This is a genomic window from Virgibacillus proomii, from assembly GCF_018916875.1.
GTDB lineage: Bacteria > Bacillota > Bacilli > Bacillales > Amphibacillaceae > Virgibacillus > Virgibacillus proomii_B.
This window is the reverse complement of the sequence record NZ_JAHLNO010000024.1, coordinates 50,741-69,403: the sequence shown is the minus strand read 5'-3', so window position 1 is coordinate 69,403 and position 18,663 is coordinate 50,741. Positions and strand designations below refer to the sequence as shown.

At 37.2% G+C, this 18,663-nt stretch carries 16 protein-coding genes; all 16 read left to right on the top strand.

Going from position 1 to position 18,663, the window contains the following annotated elements; all coding sequences use genetic code 11:
- Nucleotides 1-32: 32 nt before the first annotated feature.
- The 16 genes from rbfA to KQI21_RS13165 all read left to right on the top strand — a co-directional run bounded on the left by rbfA (nucleotide 33) and on the right by KQI21_RS13165 (nucleotide 18,567).
- Complete coding sequence (gene rbfA, locus KQI21_RS13240) at nucleotides 33-374, top strand: 30S ribosome-binding factor RbfA (RefSeq protein ID WP_216484648.1); 342 nt, start codon at nucleotides 33-35, stop codon at nucleotides 372-374.
- Between the two features lie 147 nt (nucleotides 375-521).
- A complete protein-coding gene (gene truB / locus KQI21_RS13235; RefSeq protein ID WP_216484647.1) occupies nucleotides 522-1,415 on the top strand; it encodes a tRNA pseudouridine(55) synthase TruB in 894 nt (297 codons plus the stop codon).
- 21 nt (nucleotides 1,416-1,436) lie between these two features.
- Entirely contained in the window at nucleotides 1,437-2,375 is a 939-nt protein-coding gene (gene ribF / locus KQI21_RS13230; RefSeq protein ID WP_216484646.1) for a riboflavin biosynthesis protein RibF, read from the top strand.
- A 136-nt stretch (nucleotides 2,376-2,511) separates the two neighbouring features.
- Nucleotides 2,512-2,781, top strand: coding sequence for a 30S ribosomal protein S15 (gene rpsO / locus KQI21_RS13225; RefSeq protein ID WP_216484645.1), 270 nt, complete (start codon nucleotides 2,512-2,514; stop codon nucleotides 2,779-2,781).
- A gap of 928 nt (nucleotides 2,782-3,709) precedes the next feature.
- Nucleotides 3,710-5,827 carry a polyribonucleotide nucleotidyltransferase gene (locus KQI21_RS13220; protein ID WP_216484644.1) on the top strand — a complete coding sequence of 706 codons (2,118 nt, stop codon included), beginning with the start codon at nucleotides 3,710-3,712 and terminating at the stop codon, nucleotides 5,825-5,827.
- Between the two features lie 232 nt (nucleotides 5,828-6,059).
- The gene (locus tag KQI21_RS13215) at nucleotides 6,060-7,004 is read left to right on the top strand and encodes a polysaccharide deacetylase family protein (RefSeq protein ID WP_216484643.1); all 945 of its coding nucleotides are present in this window, start codon (nucleotides 6,060-6,062) and stop codon (nucleotides 7,002-7,004) included.
- Between the two features lie 34 nt (nucleotides 7,005-7,038).
- Nucleotides 7,039-8,259, top strand: a complete 1,221-nt coding sequence (locus KQI21_RS13210) for a M16 family metallopeptidase (protein ID WP_216484642.1) — start codon at nucleotides 7,039-7,041, stop codon at nucleotides 8,257-8,259.
- Between the two features lie 111 nt (nucleotides 8,260-8,370).
- A complete protein-coding gene (locus KQI21_RS13205) occupies nucleotides 8,371-8,604 on the top strand; it encodes a YlmC/YmxH family sporulation protein (RefSeq protein WP_216484641.1) in 234 nt (77 codons plus the stop codon).
- A gap of 806 nt (nucleotides 8,605-9,410) precedes the next feature.
- The gene (dpaA, locus tag KQI21_RS13200; protein WP_216484640.1) at nucleotides 9,411-10,283 is read left to right on the top strand and encodes a dipicolinic acid synthetase subunit A; all 873 of its coding nucleotides are present in this window, start codon (nucleotides 9,411-9,413) and stop codon (nucleotides 10,281-10,283) included.
- A gap of 42 nt (nucleotides 10,284-10,325) precedes the next feature.
- Nucleotides 10,326-10,916, top strand: a complete 591-nt coding sequence (dpaB, locus tag KQI21_RS13195) for a dipicolinate synthase subunit B (RefSeq protein WP_216484639.1) — start codon at nucleotides 10,326-10,328, stop codon at nucleotides 10,914-10,916.
- A gap of 63 nt (nucleotides 10,917-10,979) precedes the next feature.
- Complete coding sequence (asd, locus tag KQI21_RS13190) at nucleotides 10,980-12,032, top strand: aspartate-semialdehyde dehydrogenase (protein WP_216484638.1); 1,053 nt, start codon at nucleotides 10,980-10,982, stop codon at nucleotides 12,030-12,032.
- A 10-nt stretch (nucleotides 12,033-12,042) separates the two neighbouring features.
- The gene (gene dapG, locus KQI21_RS13185; RefSeq protein ID WP_216484637.1) at nucleotides 12,043-13,254 is read left to right on the top strand and encodes an aspartate kinase; all 1,212 of its coding nucleotides are present in this window, start codon (nucleotides 12,043-12,045) and stop codon (nucleotides 13,252-13,254) included.
- A 40-nt stretch (nucleotides 13,255-13,294) separates the two neighbouring features.
- On the top strand, nucleotides 13,295-14,170 hold the full coding sequence (gene dapA, locus KQI21_RS13180) for a 4-hydroxy-tetrahydrodipicolinate synthase (RefSeq protein ID WP_216484636.1): 876 nt from the start codon (nucleotides 13,295-13,297) through the stop codon (nucleotides 14,168-14,170).
- A 442-nt stretch (nucleotides 14,171-14,612) separates the two neighbouring features.
- The gene (locus KQI21_RS13175) at nucleotides 14,613-15,344 is read left to right on the top strand and encodes a ClpP family protease (RefSeq protein ID WP_216484635.1); all 732 of its coding nucleotides are present in this window, start codon (nucleotides 14,613-14,615) and stop codon (nucleotides 15,342-15,344) included.
- Nucleotides 15,341-15,562 carry a YlzJ-like family protein gene (locus KQI21_RS13170; RefSeq protein WP_253291479.1) on the top strand — a complete coding sequence of 74 codons (222 nt, stop codon included), beginning with the start codon at nucleotides 15,341-15,343 and terminating at the stop codon, nucleotides 15,560-15,562. The genes KQI21_RS13175 and KQI21_RS13170 overlap by 4 nt, the downstream gene beginning before the upstream one ends.
- 725 nt (nucleotides 15,563-16,287) lie before the next feature.
- Nucleotides 16,288-18,567, top strand: coding sequence for a DNA translocase FtsK (locus KQI21_RS13165; RefSeq protein WP_216484634.1), 2,280 nt, complete (start codon nucleotides 16,288-16,290; stop codon nucleotides 18,565-18,567).
- Nucleotides 18,568-18,663: the final 96 nt, after the last annotated feature.

Sequence of the window (18,663 nt, the reverse complement as noted above, 5' to 3'; positions counted from 1 at the left end):
AAATGCAGGAGTTCTATGATGAGGTGAAAGAAATGTCTCAATTAAGAGCTAACCGAGTAAGTGAACAAATGAAGAAAGAATTAGGAGAAATTTTAACTCGGAAGATTAAAGATCCTAGAGTTGGATTTGTAACAGTAACAGATGTAGAAGTTACAGGTGATTTACAGCAGGCAAAGGTGTATATTTCGGTATTAGGTGACGAAAAACAAAAGAAAGATACGTTACTTGGCTTAGCCAAAGCGAAAGGATTCATTCGTTCAGAAATCGGGCAACGAATCCGTTTGCGGAAAACACCTGAATTAACATTTGAATATGATGAAGCATATGAGTATGGCAATCGAATTGAAACGATTCTTCGCGACTTAAAGAAGTAATCTACTTGCATGTTTTTTGAAGGATCTATACTTGCCAGTCCGCACCGTTTCACGGGAATGGTTTGCTACAGTAGATAAAAATCTGACCTCATAGTAAGGTCAGATTTTTCCTTCATCTGTTAATTAAAAAATGGAGGTTTTTTACATATGGATGGAATTTTGCCATTATGGAAGCCTAAAGGATTTACATCCCATGATTGTGTATACAAAGTGCGTAAATTATTTGGCACAAAAAAAGTTGGACATACAGGAACGCTGGATCCAGATGCAGAAGGTGTTTTACCGATTTGTATTGGTAAAGCAACGAAAATAGTTTCATTTTTAACAGATACAAAAAAGGTTTATAGAGCTGAGTTGCAATTAGGGATAGCCACAACGACAGAAGATGCATCAGGAGAGATTATTGCACAGAAAACGGTAAGCAATTTTCCAACCGAAGATGAAATTAATACTGTATTTGCTAAGTTTACCGGAGAAATAGAACAGATCCCCCCAATGTACTCTGCAGTTAAAGTAAAGGGAAAAAAACTATACGAGTACGCAAGAAATAATGAAACTGTGGAACGACCAATACGTCGTGTGGAAATATATGAACTAGTATTGCTGTCTCCACCTGATCAAACAAATCATACGTTAACTTTTCGGGTTAGTTGTTCAAAAGGAACGTATATACGTACATTATGTGTTGATATTGGAAAAGAGTTAGAGTATCCGTCCCATATGTCTTTATTAATCAGGGAAGCTACAGGTGCATTTTCCCACAAAAATGCAGTAACATTTGCTACAATAGAAGAGGCTGTCAAGCGTAAGCAAGAAACAGAGTTATTATATCCTATTCAAGCTGGATTACCGCATTTGGATCAATACTTTGTTGACCAAGAGACAGCAAAAAAAGTGTTTCACGGGCAAAAACTACCACGTATAATGAACGTGAAGACGGATCCTTTTATAATGATGCATAAAAATGAAGCTTTAGCAATTTATAAAATACATCCCGATCAACCAGAATATATCAAACCAGTCCGTGTATTTAGTAGATAAGAAAGTGTAGGTGAAATAAAGATGCGAACATTTCAGTTAACATATCCGCACACTCTCATGCTTGAAGATTTACCAGAAACAGTTACTGCTATTGGTTTTTTTGATGGTATACATAAAGGTCATCAACACGTTATTAAAACTGCAGTGAAAGAAGCAAAACGAAGAAACATGGAAAGCGCAGTCATTACATTCTACCCACACCCTTCTGTTGTATTAAATAAAGCAGTTAAGCATGTTAAATATATTACCCCAATGAGGGAAAAACAGGAGATTTTAAAACGGCTTGATGTAGATAGATTATATGTTATTACGTTTAATGCTGAACTGGCAGCTTTATCAGCCCAAGGGTTTATTGATCATTTTATTAAGGGTCTGCATATAAAGCATCTGGTTGCTGGATTTGATTTTTCCTATGGTCATAAAGGAAAGGGGAATATGAATACGATTGCTGCTCATGCAAAAGGGGTATTTACCTATACAAAAGTAGAGAAAGTAGAATGCAATAATGAAAAAATCAGTTCTACAAAAATTCGGCAATTGCTTCGTATAGGAGAAATAGAAGAAGCAAATCAATTGCTTGGAAGACCATTGCTTGTTGATGGAATCGTTATAAAGGGTGCACAGCGTGGAAAGCAAATGGGCTACCCAACGGCCAATATCAATACCAATCCTGAAGCATTGTTACCGAGACCTGGTGTTTACGCGGTGAAAGCGATTTATAAGCAAGAAAAATATGAAGGGATGGCAAGCCTTGGATTTAATCCAACCTTTGAAACAGAAATGGATGAACCGATTCTTGAAGTAAATATTTTTGACTACAATCATGAACTTTATGGGGAAGAACTATTAATTGAGTTTCATAGATTTATTCGAAATGAAAAGAAATTTCCCGGGAAGAATGAATTAATTGACCAAATAAAAAAAGATGAAAAAGAAATTCGTGCATTTTTTTCTCGATAAACTTAATCCCAGCACTTGCATTTTTTGCAAAAGAAGTGTAACATAAAAAAGTCGAACCACCGCTTGGCAAAACGTAACTCCGACGTTTGCTAGGGGAGTGGGGATGTCAAATTGTAAAATTAGGAGGTGAGCCAGAATGGCTATTACACAAGAGCGTAAGAAAGAAATCATCAATGATTTTAAAATCCATGACACGGATACTGGTTCTCCAGAGGTGCAAATTGCTGTACTTACGGAGGAAATCAATACTCTAAATGAACATTTACGCATACACAAAAAAGACCACCATTCGCGTCGCGGACTTTTGAAAATGGTAGGTAAGCGTCGTAATTTATTGAACTATCTTCGTAAAAAAGACGTTACTCGTTATCGTGAATTGATTAATAAGCTAGGTCTACGCAGATAAGTAAAAAAGCAGGAGAAATCCTGCTTTTTTATAGTCTAGGAAATTATATCCGTTTCTACATGGTGGACATCTTTTTCGAAAGCAGGTTCGTCTAGCTTAAGTGCTCTAGCTGTAACGAACTTCGATCTTCTTCCTACGATAAGTCAACATCGCCTCGAATCTAAAGGAAGGCCGACTAAAAGCGGACTTGCCACTTAGGCGTCGGTATCCCCCTGTTTTAGAGGCATGTTTTCTTTATCCCGGATGTAAAGAGGCCATATTTTTTCTCATTTCAAAGATCTGCTTATCATGTTGCAACTTTATGAGAAAAACGGCTCCTAAAACCCCGATTCGTTTAACTAACATTCAAGGAGAAAAGCACTCCTTGAATGAAGTTTCACTTTATCCCGGATGTAAGAATCCGTAATTTTCTCATTTCAAAGATCTGCTTATGATGTTGCAACTTTATGAGAAAAACGGCTTCTAAATCCCCGATTCGTTTAACTAACATTCAAGGAGAAAAGCACTCCTTGAATGAAGTTTCACTTTATCTCGTCAGAAGTTCACTAGTTCGTACGTCGCTAAACGAGCGCTTAAGCTTTTGTTCGTTCTACGTTAAGAAAGTAAAAAGCATCCTATGAAAATACATACAATTACAGTGATGATACAAGCTAAGTTTACTATTTGTAACAAATTTTCTAAGTTTTACGTATAAGTGCAACTAGTAGGTTAATTTTAGCCTTTTTGCTTTCTTAGTCTATTTAGAAGGAGACTATACTTTTCTTACAGATTTTCCACGTATATAATAGAAAACATGGGATGGTTGTATAAATAAGGTATATGTATATGAAATTTAGTAAACCCTTTTATTATCTACATAAAATTTACAATCATGCTTATTCATTTTAAAATATAAGGTATAATGTTTTTGAAAGGAGTACTTGAACTAATGGCAGAAGACAAACATCAATTCTCTACACAAATCGCCGGAAAGAAATTTATTGTTGAAACCGGAGAATTAGCAAAGCAAGCAAATGGCGCTTGTATGATTCACTATGGAGATACTGCGGTGTTATCCGTAGCAACAGCGTCTAATGAACCTAAAGATCTTCCTTTTTTTCCGCTAACGGTTAACTACGAGGAACGTCTCTATGCAGTCGGGAAAATTCCAGGAGGATTTATTAAGCGAGAAGGAAGACCTAGTGAAAAAGCAATTCTTTCTTCACGCTTAATCGATCGCCCGATTCGTCCTTTATTTCCCGATGGGTATCGAAATGAAGTACAAGTGATTAGTACAGTTATGAGTGTTGATCAGGATTGTTCTTCAGAAATAGCAGCAATGATTGGTTCTTCTATCGCTCTATGCATCTCAGACATTCCATTTTCAGAACCAATTGCAGGAGTTCATGTTGGACGAGTAAATGGTGAATTTGTCATTAATCCAACAGTTGAACAAGAAGAACAAAGTGATATTGATTTAACTGTAGCCGGAACGAAAGATGCTATCAATATGGTCGAAGCAGGCGCTAATGAAGTTCCAGAGGAAGTAATGTTAGAGGCAATTATGTTTGGGCACGAAGAGATCATTCGTTTAGTTGAGTTTCAAGAAGAAATTATTCAAGCGGCTGGTGTTGAGAAGCAACAACCCGTTTTATTTGAAATTGATCAAGACTTGGCAGAAAAAGTAGAAGCCCAAGCAAAAGAAAAATTGCTTCAAGCAATTCAAGTAAAAGAAAAGCTGGCACGTGAGGAAGCTATTGAAGCTGTAAAAGAAGAAGTGCTCGCATTGTACGACGAAGATGAAGAAGAAGCTAAACAAGTAAAAGCAGTGCTTGATAATATGGTAAAAGAAGAAGTACGAAGATTAATTACGAAAGAAAAAATACGGCCAGATGGTCGTAAAATCGATGAGATACGTCCACTTTCTTCACGAATTAATGTATTGCCTAGAGCACATGGATCTGGTTTGTTTACACGCGGGCAAACGCAAGCCTTAAGTGTATGTACACTCGGGGCATTAGGTGATGTACAAATTCTTGATGGGCTTGATTTAGAAGAATCCAAACGCTTTATGCACCATTACAATTTTCCAGCATACAGTGTAGGTGAAACCGGCCCAATACGTGGACCTGGCCGACGCGAAATTGGACATGGTGCATTAGGAGAACGAGCATTAGAAAAAGTAATTCCTTCTGAAAAAGAGTTTCCATATACCATTCGGCTCGTATCAGAAGTCTTGGAGTCTAATGGTTCTACATCACAAGCAAGTATTTGTGCAAGTACACTTGCAATGATGGATGCAGGAGTTCCAATTAAGGAACCAGTTGCCGGGATTGCTATGGGTCTTGTAAAATCAGGAGAAGATTATACGATTCTTACCGATATTCAAGGCATGGAAGATGCATTAGGTGATATGGACTTTAAAGTGGCGGGTACCGCCAAAGGTGTAACGGCATTACAAATGGATATAAAAATTGATGGATTATCTAAACAAATTCTAGAAGAAGCACTGCATCAAGCTAAAAAAGGTCGTATGCAAATTCTTGATTCGATGCTCGCTACAATTTCCAAACCAAAAGAAGAGCTTTCGGAATATGCGCCAAAAATTTTAACCATGCAAATTAACCCAGAAAAGATTCGTGATGTTATTGGACCTAGCGGAAAGCAAATCAATAAAATCATTGATGAAACTGGTGTAAAAATTGATATTGAACAAGATGGAAATATCTTTATCTCGTCAACAGATGAAAAAATGAATGAAGAAGCGAAACACATTATTGAGGATTTAGTAAGAGAAGTAGAAGTTGGTCAAATGTATCTTGGAAAAGTAAAGCGGATTGAAAAATTCGGTGCCTTTGTTGAATTATTTAAAGGAAAAGATGGACTTGTTCATATTTCTGAATTAGCAGAGGAAAGAACAAACAAAGTAGAAGACGTTGTTTCCATTGGTGATAAAATTTTAGTAAAAGTAAAAGAAATTGATCAACATGGAAGGATAAATTTGTCCAGAAAAGCAGTATTAAAAGAAGAACGTGAACGAAGAGAAGCATCAAAGCCAAAATCATAAAAAAACAAGAAGCTGGCATTCCAGTTTCTTTTTTATTATCTAAGAACTATATCCGTTTCTATCTTGTGGATATCTTTTTTGAAAATTAATATCGTCTAGTTTAAGCGCTCGAGCGACTAGCAAACTTCGATCTCCTTCCTAACTTATTTCCTTTTTAAGTTTTAAATCGCTCTGACGGATAGCATACCTTGTCCTCTTTTATCATATATGTAGTAATGAGGGGGGGATACGTGTGCACCGTTATCGGCATTTGATACATTTTATCGTTTTTATCATACTTGTAGTATTGACGTTTGATATAAATAGAAATGTAATTACACCAATGGACACGACTAACATTACGGAAACAATAAATAGAGAAGATTCACTATATAATGAGATAGAAACAAAAGCAAAACACTATGAAGAGACACCACAAGATGCATATATTGACAGGGTATGGAAAAAAACACCAGGTCGTAATGGCCGAATCGTTAATATAGATAAATCCTATGAAAAGATGAAGAAAGAAGGCGTATTTAAAGAGGCTTTATTAGTCTATGATGAAGTTCCACCGAAAACAGACTTAAAGGATTTGCCGCCTTCACCAATATATCGCGGGCATCCAGAAAAAAATATGGTAGCATTTCTTATTAATGTTTCATGGGGAGAAGCATATGTTCCTGAACTATTATCAACTTTAAAAAAGCATCATGTAAAGGCAACCTTTTTCATCGAAGGAAAATGGGCAAAAAATAATGCTGAATTAGTAAAAATGATTCACGAACAAGGCCATCTGATCGGAAATCATGCTTATAATCATCCCGATATGTCTAGGTTATCCAATCAAAATATGGTGGAGCAGATTGTACAAACAAATGATATCATTAAAGCTATTATCGGAACCACTCCAAAGTGGTTCGCTCCTCCTAGTGGCAGCTATAACGATCATGTTGTCCAAGTTGGTCATCAATTAAATATGGAAACTGTCCTTTGGACCGTTGATACGATTGATTGGAAGAATCCTTCTGTTTCTGTTATGCTTAACCGGGTAAATGAAAAGCTTCATCCGGGTGCAACCATCTTAATGCACCCAACAGAAGCAACAGCACGTGGTTTAGATCAATTGATTACATCTATCAAAGATAAAAAATTAAAAATAAATACGATTGAAAAGCTGGTTGATACCCAAAGATAATCATGTTATTTTGAAAACATTAGGAGGATTTACAGTGATAGAAAAACATATATGTGAAAATGGTTTACGTATTGTTTTGGAACGAATTCCCGCAGTTCGATCCGTGACAATTGGAATTTGGGTACTAACAGGTTCTCGTAATGAAACAGACGAAGAAAATGGAATTTCTCACTTTCTAGAGCATATGTTTTTTAAAGGAACAAAGACACGCTCTGCTCAGGACATTGCAGAGCAATTTGATGCTATTGGCGGACATGTAAATGCATTTACATCAAAAGAATATACATGCTTTTACGCAAAGGTTGTGGATACACACAAAGAAACGGCTTTAGAAATATTAGCAGATATGTTTTTTAACTCTACCTTTGAAGAAGTCGAAATGGCAAGAGAAAAAAAAGTAGTTTACGAAGAAATTAAAATGTACGAGGATACCCCCGACGACCTTGTCCATGATTTATTAGCAAGAGCTGCTTATGGAAAACATCCGCTTGGCTTGCCTATTTTAGGGACAGAAGAGCATTTAGGAGCATTTACTAAAGAAAGATTAAGGAAGTATATGCATACTAGATACCATCCTGAGAATGTTGTCGTATCGGTAGCAGGAAATGTAGATGCTGCTTTTATAAAAATGGTGGAAGATTACTTTGGGAGCTATCATTATGCTGCTACTTCTACAACTATTACGGAGCCTACATTTTTAAGTAAACGAATAGAGCGTTATAAAGACACCGAACAAGCTCATTTATGCTTAGGATATAATGGGTTACCCATAAATGATGAATATATTTATAGCTTAATTATTATGAACAATGTACTTGGTGGGAGTATGAGTTCTCGACTGTTTCAGGATGTTAGGGAAAAACAGGGCTTAGCTTATTCCGTATTTTCCTATCATTCTTCGTTTATGGATAGTGGTTTATTAACGATTTATGCAGGAACAGGCAAAGATCAATTAGAGAAATTAATTGATGTGATTCAAACAACAATTGATGATTTTATAATAAATGGTTTAACCGATCGAGAACTTGAAAATAGTAAAGAACAGCTAAAAGGGAGTTTGTTATTAAGCTCCGAAAGTACAAATAGTCGGATGAGCAGAAACGGAAAAAATGAATTAATTCTAAAAGAACATCTTAGTTTAGATGAGATGGTGGAACTTATTGATGCAGTTAATCATTCATCCATACAGTATGTAATGGACATTGTATTTAAACAAGCACCATCGATTGCATTAATTTCATCCGACTCTAAATAAGTGGTTAAAGTAAGATCAAACAAACCTATAACTTATTTGTAGAACCTATGGAAACATAGGTTTTTTTTAATTGCATATACATAGTAAAAAAGAGAATGGGGGTAGGCTAACTTGCGCTATAAAGAAATTAGTGGAAAAGAGATTGTCAATGTAAATGATGGTTCAAGATTAGGAGTATTAGGGCAAACGGATTTAGAAATAAATGAAATGACCGGACAAATTGAAGCATTTATTATTCCAAATTATAAATGGTTTGGTTTAAAAAAAGAAGCGGAAGAAACAAAAATTCAGTGGAGCGCGATTAAAAAGATTGGCGAGGATATGATAATTATCGATACTAAATAAAACTATCCAATCACAGTATAAAGTAGCAGTGTTAGCTAGTGCCTTCCTATTGGGTTCTAGCTTTTTTTATACTATAGGAAAGTATAAAATTTTAGGGTTTATAGTATAAGAAAAACTACAGCTTTCGCCATAAAGACTTGGCGATAAGCCGAGTTTTTCTAATGTCTAGACAAGTGTATTCATTTCACATGGTGGATATTTTTTTGAAAAGGTAACTTTGTCGTCTATCTTAAGCGCTCGAGCGTCTAGCAAACTTCGATCTCCTTCCTACGATAAGTCAACATCAGAAGTTTAAATTGGAGATAACGGCACCTAAATGCCCGATTGGTTCAGAGGCCTTTAAGTCAAACCCTTGCGGTATTAACATTTCTTGGGAAAAGCGTTCCAAGAAATGAAGTTCACTTTATCCCGGATGTAAGGATCGGTATTTTTCTCATTTCAAAAATGTGCTAATGATGTTGCGAACATGATGAGAAAAATGGGTCAGATGCGCTCCAGTCTGTACGTAGTTAACCGGTCGCTTGAACTTTTGTTCTACTATAGGAAAGTATAAAATTTTAGGGTTTATAGTATAAGAAAAACTACAGCTTTCGCTAAAGACTTGGCGACAAACCAAGTTTTTCTAATGTTTAGAGAGCATATAAAAAATGTTAATGTCTTACTTCAGATAAATAACGATGTCAATCGTTTGTATAAATTATTAATACCAGCTGAGATTTCTTAAACATAATCACTAACTTGTAATTAGCACATAAGCTATAAAGAAGTGTGATTCAAATTGGTACGTTTGGAGGGTGTTCACAAGTATGAAGCAAACAATTGCAGTTATCGGCGGAGATGCGCGTTATTTGGAATTAATTAGACAACTTCAGGCATCAGCAGATATAACAATTATACTTGTCGGTTTCGATAAGTTGGAGCAGGGGTTTACAGGTTTAAAACAAGTAACCATTCATGAGATTGACTCGAGGAATTTAGATGCTGTTATTTTACCAATTACAGGAACTGACATGGAAGGGCGTGTCGAACCGGTTTTTTCCGAAAAACCAATTTATCTTACTATGGATTGGTTTCAAAAGCTTCGCAAATCCACTATTGTTTTTACTGGGATAACAAATGATTATTTAACAAAAGCAACGAAGAAAGCAAATATTAAACTAGTTCCATTATTAGATAGAGATGATGTTGCGATATATAACTCGATACCAACTGCAGAAGGTACGATTATGATGGCAATCGAACATACTGATTTCACGATTCATTCTTCACGTGTCATGGTGGTTGGATTTGGTCGAGTAGGAAATACCGTAGCAAATAAATTTGCTGCATTGGGTGCAAAAGTGTCAGTTAGTGCAACTAGAGTGAAGGATTTAGCTCGAATTACCGAAATGGGATTAACAGCCGTACCGCTACAGCAGTTAGCACAGCATATGGAAAATTGTGATCTGTTAATTAATACGATACCCGCACAAGTCATTGGAAAGGAAGAATTAAAACATCTCCCATCACATGCTGTCATTATTGATCTAGCTTCTCGCCCGGGAGGAACAGATTTCCAATATGCGAAGCAGCGTGGAATTAAAGCAATATTGGCTAAAAGTCTGCCAGGGATTGTAGCTCCTAAAACGGCTGGAAAAATATTGGCAGATGTTATTAAACAACAATTAGCTGCTATTTGATAAAAGATAACTTTTAAATATATCAATAGGAGGGTAAATAAAATGGGTTTAGCTGGTAAACGAATTGGTTTTGGTTTGACGGGATCTCATTGTACGTATGATCAGGTTTTTCCACAAATGGAGCGTTTGATGATGCTTGGAGCAGAAGTGGTCCCGGTAGTAACATATACCGTACGAACAACTGACACGAAATTCGGAGATGCTCAAGATCATCTGGATAAAATTAAAGCCATAACGGGAAAAGAAATTATTACGACGATGCCTGAAGCAGAGCCATTAGGGCCTAAAATGCCATTAGATTGTATGGTTATTGCACCTTTAACTGGAAATTCCTTAAGTAAGCTCGCCAATGCTTTGACTGACTCTCCTGTATTAATGGCTGCAAAAGCAACGATGCGGAATCAACGCCCAGTTGTAGTCGGTATCTCAACAAACGATGCACTTGGCTTAAATGGGGTAAACGTAATGAGGCTGATGGCTAGTAAATTGATTTATTTTATTCCATTTGGTCAGGATGATCCGTATAACAAGCCAAACTCACTTGTAGCTAAAATGGAGTTATTACCAGAAACTGTAGAATCGGCATTAAATTTTAAACAACTTCAGCCAGTTATTGTTCCTCACGAAGGCTAATCTATGGTAAAATGATAAGCTAGAAGTCTAATAAACTTGTTTTTTTGAAGGGAGCAATTGGTAATGTCGCAAAAATCAGCTTATAATGTAGCTGTCGTTGGAGCAACAGGTGCAGTTGGGCAAAAAATAATCGAGTTATTAGAAGAAAAGGATTTTCCAATAGATCAATTAAAGTTGTTGTCTTCAAAGCGATCAGCAGGTACGAAGAAAATGTTTAAGCAACAGGAAGTCATTGTTGAGGAAGCAGTTCCAGAAAGTTTTACCGGAGTGGATATTGCTCTATTTTCAGCTGGAGGTTCCGTATCTAAAAAATTAGCTCCAGAGGCAGTAAAGCGTGGAGCAGTAGTGATTGATAATACAAGCGCCTATCGGATGGATGATTCCGTTCCATTAGTGGTTCCTGAAGTAAACAAAGCTGACTTGAAGCAGCATCAAGGAATTATTGCCAATCCAAACTGTTCAACGACCCAAATGGTAGCTGCTTTAAAGCCGCTTAAAGACGCTTTCGGCTTAAAACGCATCATTGTTTCTACCTATCAAGCTGTGTCCGGGGCTGGTAATGAAGCATGTGATGAGTTAACGAAGCAATCTCAGGACTATTTAGCAGGGAAAGAGCTTCATGCAGAGCTTCTTCCGGTTAAAGGAGATAAAAAGCATTTTCCAATTGCATTTAATGCACTGCCACAAATTGATGTATTTCAAGATAATGGCTATACGTTTGAGGAAATGAAAATGATTAATGAGACCAAAAAAATCATGCACGCCTCTGAGTTGTCTGTAGCAGCAACTTGTGTAAGGCTTCCATTTTTCACTTCTCATGCGGAAAGTGTTTATATTGAAGTAGAAAAGGAAAATGTTACAGTGGAAGATGTATGGAAACAATTGCAGGGAGCTGACGGTCTTGTTTTGCAAGATAACCCTTCGGAACAGCTATACCCTACACCATTAACTGCTGCCGGAAAGGAAGAAGTATTTGTCGGCAGAGTTAGAAAAGATTTAGATCATAAAAACGGTTTCCATTTATGGATTGTGTCGGACAATTTATTAAAAGGCGCAGCTTGGAATACAGTTCAAATCGCTCAAGAATTAATTCAAAACAATTGGTTGCAACGATAGAGGTGTACGTATGGAAATACTCGTTCAAAAATTCGGCGGTACTTCTGTTCAGTCCGAAAAAAATCGAGAACATGTTATTAAACATATTAAAGATGCATTAGTAAAAGAATATAAATTAGTAGTTGTCGTTTCTGCTTTAGGGCGAAAACCAGACCCCTATGCAACGGATACACTGCTTGGGCTAGTTGGCTTTCCGGCGAATAAAAATACGCCACGAGAATTGGATATGCTTATGTCATGCGGTGAAATTATTTCGTCGGTTGTTTTGTCCAATGAATTACAAAAGCATCATATTAATGCGACAGCTTTATCTGGCGCAAATGCTGGATTTATTACGACGGATGATTTTACCCAAGCAAAAATCAAAGAAGTAAAACCAGAACGAGTTTTAAAAGAATTAGAAACCCATGATGTGGTAGTTGTTGCAGGATTTCAAGGGGTAACAGAAGCTGGTGATATAACAACGATTGGCAGAGGTGGCAGTGATACAACAGCAGCAGCATTAGGAGTTGCCTTAGCAGCGGAACGCATCGAAATATTTACCGATGTAAATGGGATTATGACTGCCGACCCGCGCGTTGTGGAAACGGCTAGACCTCTAGATGTAGTTACGTATTCGGAAATTTGTAATTTAGCATATCAAGGAGCTAAGGTGATTCATCCGCGCGCCGTAGAAATTGCCATGCAAGGGAAAATTCCGATGCGTGTAAGATCAACATATTCGAAGGATTCAGGAACACTTGTTACTTCTTCCCGTGTAGAAGGTATGGATATAACAGATCGTTTAATTACAGGAATAGCACATATAGACTCCATTACGCAAATTCGCGTACAAATAAAAGAAGCAGAATTTGGTATGCAATCAGATGTGTTTAAGGCAATGGCAGAGGCAGGTATATCCGTTGATTTTATTACTATCTCACCGACCGGAGTGATCTATACTGTGCCGGATATTTATACAGAAAAAGCCGTACACATATTAGAAACGCTTGGATTTCACCCAGAAATCACCGAAAATTGTGCTAAAGTTTCAGCGGTAGGGGCAGGAATGACTGGAGTTCCCGGTGTTGCCGCTAAAATCGTGCAAGCACTAACTGATGCAAATGTACAAATTCTTCAATCCGCAGACAGTCATACGACGATTTGGGTTCTAGTTCATGAAAAAGACTTAAAAATGGCTGTAAATGCATTACACGAAGTATTTGATTTAGGTCACGTGTAGAATTTTTAAAGAACAGAGAATAGAAAAAAGGTGATAAGGAATGAATTTTGGTCGAGTTTTAACCGCAATGGTTACACCATTTGATCATAATGGCAACATTGATTATGACCAAACTAACGTACTCATTGAGCATTTGTTGAATAATGGAACAGATGGTTTAGTTGTTGCAGGTACAACAGGAGAGTCACCAACCTTAACAGCTGAGGAAAAGATCAGTCTCTTTCGTCATGTCGTAAAAACAGTGGATAAACGAGTTCCTGTGATAGCGGGAACAGGAGGCAATAATACGAAAACTTCTATTGCATTAACGAAAGAAGCAGAACGTTGTGATGTTGATGCAATTATGCTTGTTACACCTTATTATAATAAGCCAAATCAACGGAGTTTATATGAACATTTTAAGGTGATTGCAAAGGAAACGAGGCGTCCAGTAATGCTTTACAATATTCCCGGCAGATCGGTCGTCAATATAACTGCTGAAACAACGATCGCATTAAGCAAAATCGATAATATTGTTTCCATTAAGGAAGCTAGTGGAGACCTTGATCAAATTGCAGAGATCATTGAACGTACAGATGATGACTTTTCCGTTTACAGTGGCGATGACAGTATGACATTACCCGTTTTATCAATTGGCGGTACCGGTGTCGTGTCTGTTGCTTCTCATATAGTAGGAAATGAAATGAAGCAAATGGTAAAGCTGTTTTATGAAGGAAAGACGCAACAAGCAGCTCAATTCCATCGGAAGCTCTTACCTGTAATGAAAGGATTATTCAAAGCGCCATCGCCATCTCCTGTAAAAGCAGCCTTACAGATAAAAGGAATGGATGTTGGAGGCTTACGTTTACCACTTTTAGATTTAACGCCGGAGGAGCGAGATGAATTAACTGCAATCATTGAAAATATCGGTAAGTAAAGCCGGTATTTTCTTTTTTTGTACTATGAAAAAGTATTAAACTTATGGTTTATAGTATAAGAAAAACTATAGCTTTCGCCATAAAGACTTGAGGATAAGCCAAGTTTTTCTAATTTCTAATAAAGATTGAAACTTAGGGAGCAGTTAAATAATTTTAGGTGCACATATGTGACTTAGGTAACTTTTTTTATTACAGACTTGTCGTTCGCCAAGTTTTCTTCTATTTATCCCGCATGTAAGGTGCCGTAGATTCCCACATCAAGATCTTGAGTGATACAAAGGGGGTCTAAGCGGTAGTTAACGGCACCTAAATGCCCGATTCGTTCTACTAACATTTCTTGGGAAAGGCATTCCAAGAAATGAAGTTTCACTTTATTTGCATGGCTATATTTATTTACGTCCATACTAAGAAAAGAATATGTTATGAGGAGAGTGTACGTAAATGAATAATAATGAGCCAGAGAAGAAAGAGGAACAGGGTCAAGAGAATAATTCTTCTGCGTTAGTACAAAAAATCCAACAGCTAGGGCAAGTAAATATACCACAGGCACCAGATTCAAATATTCATGTGCTATCAATAATTGGGCAAGTAGAAGGTCATGTTCAATTACCTCCACAAAATAAAACGACCAAATATGAGCATTTATTGCCCCAATTAATTGCTATTGAACAAAATCCCAAAATAGAGGGACTAGTAATTTTACTAAATACGGTTGGTGGTGATGTAGAAGCGGGTTTAGCGTTATCAGAAATGATCGCATCTATTTCTAAGCCAACAGTCTCTATCGTACTTGGAGGAGGACATTCTATTGGTGTACCAATTGCTGTAGCTGCCGATTATTCCTTTATTGCTCCAACAGCAACGATGACCATTCATCCTATTCGCTTAACAGGATTAGTAATCGGTGTTCCACAAACATTTGAATATTTAGATGAAATGCAAAGCAGGGTAGTTGATTTTGTAGTTAATCATTCCCATATTTCGGAGAAAAAATTTAAAGACCTCATGTTTGCCAAAGGAAACTTAACACGTGATATTGGAACAAATGTGGTTGGAAAAGCGGCAGTAGAATACGGTTTGATTGATGGAGTAGGCGGTGTGAAAGAGGCTATGAAAAAAGTGAATGAAATGATTAAGGATAATGGAATGCAACAAGAGCAGGTGATTCAATGATGATTTTATATACTCCGCTTGCAAATGAAGATATATTTCCGGCTGATCAAGGTTTTGGAAATCGTCAAGTTGTCTCCTATAATGGAAAATCGATGTATTGTGAAAAAAAAACAGATGGAACCTATGAAATCCTTCAGTTGTTATCTACAGATCCACAGGATTTTTTAAATCAGCAGTTTTCACCAGGGACGATTATCTCCCAGACAGATAACCATTAATACTATCCTCTTAACTAATAGAGTGGAGTAGTTGCATCTTATTAAGCAGCTTCCACTCTATTTTAACGTTTAAGCTGATAGAGAGATGCTCAAAAGTCCGGTTCTCGCTACTCGAAACTACGCCGATCGAATTTCGGCATATAGGACATGCTAGTGTCTGTGACCTTAGCTGACCTTAACCTTTTTTATTCTATACTATAAAGAAAGACAAAGTGAAACGATATTCTAGTAGCTATTCTCAGCTGTAGTTACAAGCAATTTTACTAGTAAAGCAAGTCAATTACCATGTCTATGTGATATACTAGAATTATGCTGTATGCTGTTTTTAACAGGGGCGGTTCGTTGTACGCTATACATAAAACGTTTGATAAACAAACTATTGATTTGTTGTTTCTTGTAGTATTATACAGTGAAACTTCATTCAAGGAGCGTTTTTCTCCTTGAAAAAGGAAAACACTTTTTCTACGTGCGGTGTATTGCTGCCGTAGCAACTCTGTCCTTGAAAAAGGAAAACACTTTTTCTGCGTGCGATGTTTATTTCAGGAAGTTTTTCTTGTCCTTGAAAAACCGCGAAGTATCGCTGTCGTAGTCCTTCTTGTCCTCTCGACCCGAACGAATCGGGGATTTAGGAGCTGTTATCTCCCACTTAGACTATACTCTTGAAGTGGGGGTCTTACGGCGCCTTAGATGCGGGACAAAGTTGCCAAAATGATTGAGGTGAAAGTATGGCAAGAAAGAAAAAGAAGCGCAATACAAAACTAAAAAAACAGTTAAAGCTAGAGTTGCTCGGGCTGTTACTTATTTTTTTGGGGATATTCGGAAGTGGTGCGAGTGCTATAAGTGATGGTGTTATACCAGGAGGTTTAGAACATTTATTTCGCTTCTTTTTAGGAATTTGGTATTTTATAGCATCTGTTCTCTTACTTATCACAGGGATAATTCTTATTGTTAAACGAAAAGTACCTTATTTTATGACGAAACGACTTATTGGTTTTTATATTATTGTTTGTGGCGTACTGCTCTTAACACATATCCAAATGTTTGATCAAGCAATAGCTGGTGACAATAAAATATCAATTATTGGGTCCACATGGGAGAATTATTCCTTATATCTGGATAAACAGCTTTCATCAGAATATTTAGGCGGTGGGATGGCCGGAGCATTATTATTAACCTTAGCCTACTATTTGTTTTCATTAACTGGAGCTAAAATTGTTGCTGTGTTCTCGATAATGATTGGCATCGTTTTTATCACGGATTTATCGGTAGGTGATATTTTTTCTAAACTGCTGCAACGGATTTCAAACTCTTTAAAGGTTATGAAGACCTCGCTGAAAAAGAAACAATCAAAACAGCGAGAAGTCCAAATAAATCAAGGTAATGTTAAGGAAAACGAGGAAGTTATAGAAGAACATCCAGTTGTTGAGCCGGTCATTCAAGACTTTACAGATCATACAATTAATCATGAACAACCAGCGGAACGCGAACATGAAATGTCCAATATAGAAACGCAAACGGAGCGGTCTGATGATGAAGAATTAGAAAATATGCCGATGACCGAGGTGGAAAACTATGAATATGTGCTTCCATCAATGCAGTTACTGGCAGAACCTGCACATAATTCACAGTTGCAGGAGAAATCAAAGATTCAGGAGACAGTACGAAAATTAGAAAAAACATTTACAAGTTTTGGTGTAAAAGCACGGGTAACAAAAGTTCATGTTGGACCAGCGGTAACGAAGTATGAAGTATATCCCGGTACTGGTGTGAAAGTTAGTAAAATAGTAAGCTTGCATGACGATCTTGCTTTAGCCTTAGCAGCTAGAGATTTGCGGATTGAAGCACCAATTCCAGGAAAATCTGCTGTAGGTATTGAGGTACCAAATCAAGAGATCGCAATGGTGTCATTACGAGAAGTATTAGATAGTATTGTCAATAAACAAGGTTCGAAGTTATTGTTTGCTCTTGGCAGAGATATTTCTGGAGAAGCGATCGTTGCTGAATTAAATAAGATGCCGCATTTACTGATTGCCGGAGCGACTGGAAGCGGGAAAAGTGTTTGTGTAAACAGTATTATTACGACAATATTAATGCGGGCAAAACCACATGAAGTAAAGATGATGATGATCGATCCGAAAAAAGTAGAGCTGAATGTCTATAACGGTATTCCACATCTATTAGCACCTGTCGTAACCGATCCGAAAAAAGCTTCTCGTGCATTACAAAAGGTTGTAGCAGAAATGGAGAGACGATACGATTTATTTTCCGACACAGGTACGAGAAATATTGAAGGATATAATGAATATATTCGCAAATATAATAAGCGTACAGATGATAAACAACCTAATCTCCCCTATATTGTTGTGTTAGTAGATGAACTTGCCGACTTGATGATGGTTGCTTCTGCAGATGTTGAAGATGCGATTACAAGATTAGCACAAATGGCGCGGGCAGCAGGAATTCATTTAATTATTGCTACCCAGCGGCCGTCAGTTGATGTTATTACTGGGGTCATCAAAGCCAATATCCCTTCACGGATCGCCTTTAGCGTATCGTCCACTACCGATTCACGAACCATTCTTGATAGCGGGGGTGCTGAGAAGCTTCTGGGACGAGGAGATATGCTGTTTTTACCAGTAGGAGCATCGAAACCTGTTCGTGTGCAAGGAGCTTTTCTATCTGATGAAGAGGTAGAACGTGTAGTAAATCATTGTATTGAACAGCAAAAGGCCTCCTATCAGGAAGAAATGATACCTGAAGAGCCTAGTGAAATGTTAGATGAAGTGGATGATGAATTATATGATGATGCGGTACAATTAATTACGGAGATGCAAACCGCCAGCGTATCCATGCTGCAACGTCGGTTCCGAATTGGTTATACACGCGCAGCTAGACTGATAGACGCAATGGAATTACGAGGAATTGTTGGACCGTATGAAGGAAGTAAACCTCGTAAAGTGTTAGTTAGTCAGCAGACAGACGAGCAATCTCATTCAATCAATTAGAAGATACTATCATTAAAATGAGCAGCAAAAAGTTAGCAAATAAATCTGGCTTTTTGCTGTTTTTAATTGGTTGTGAAAGAGCACTTTTGTTAAAGT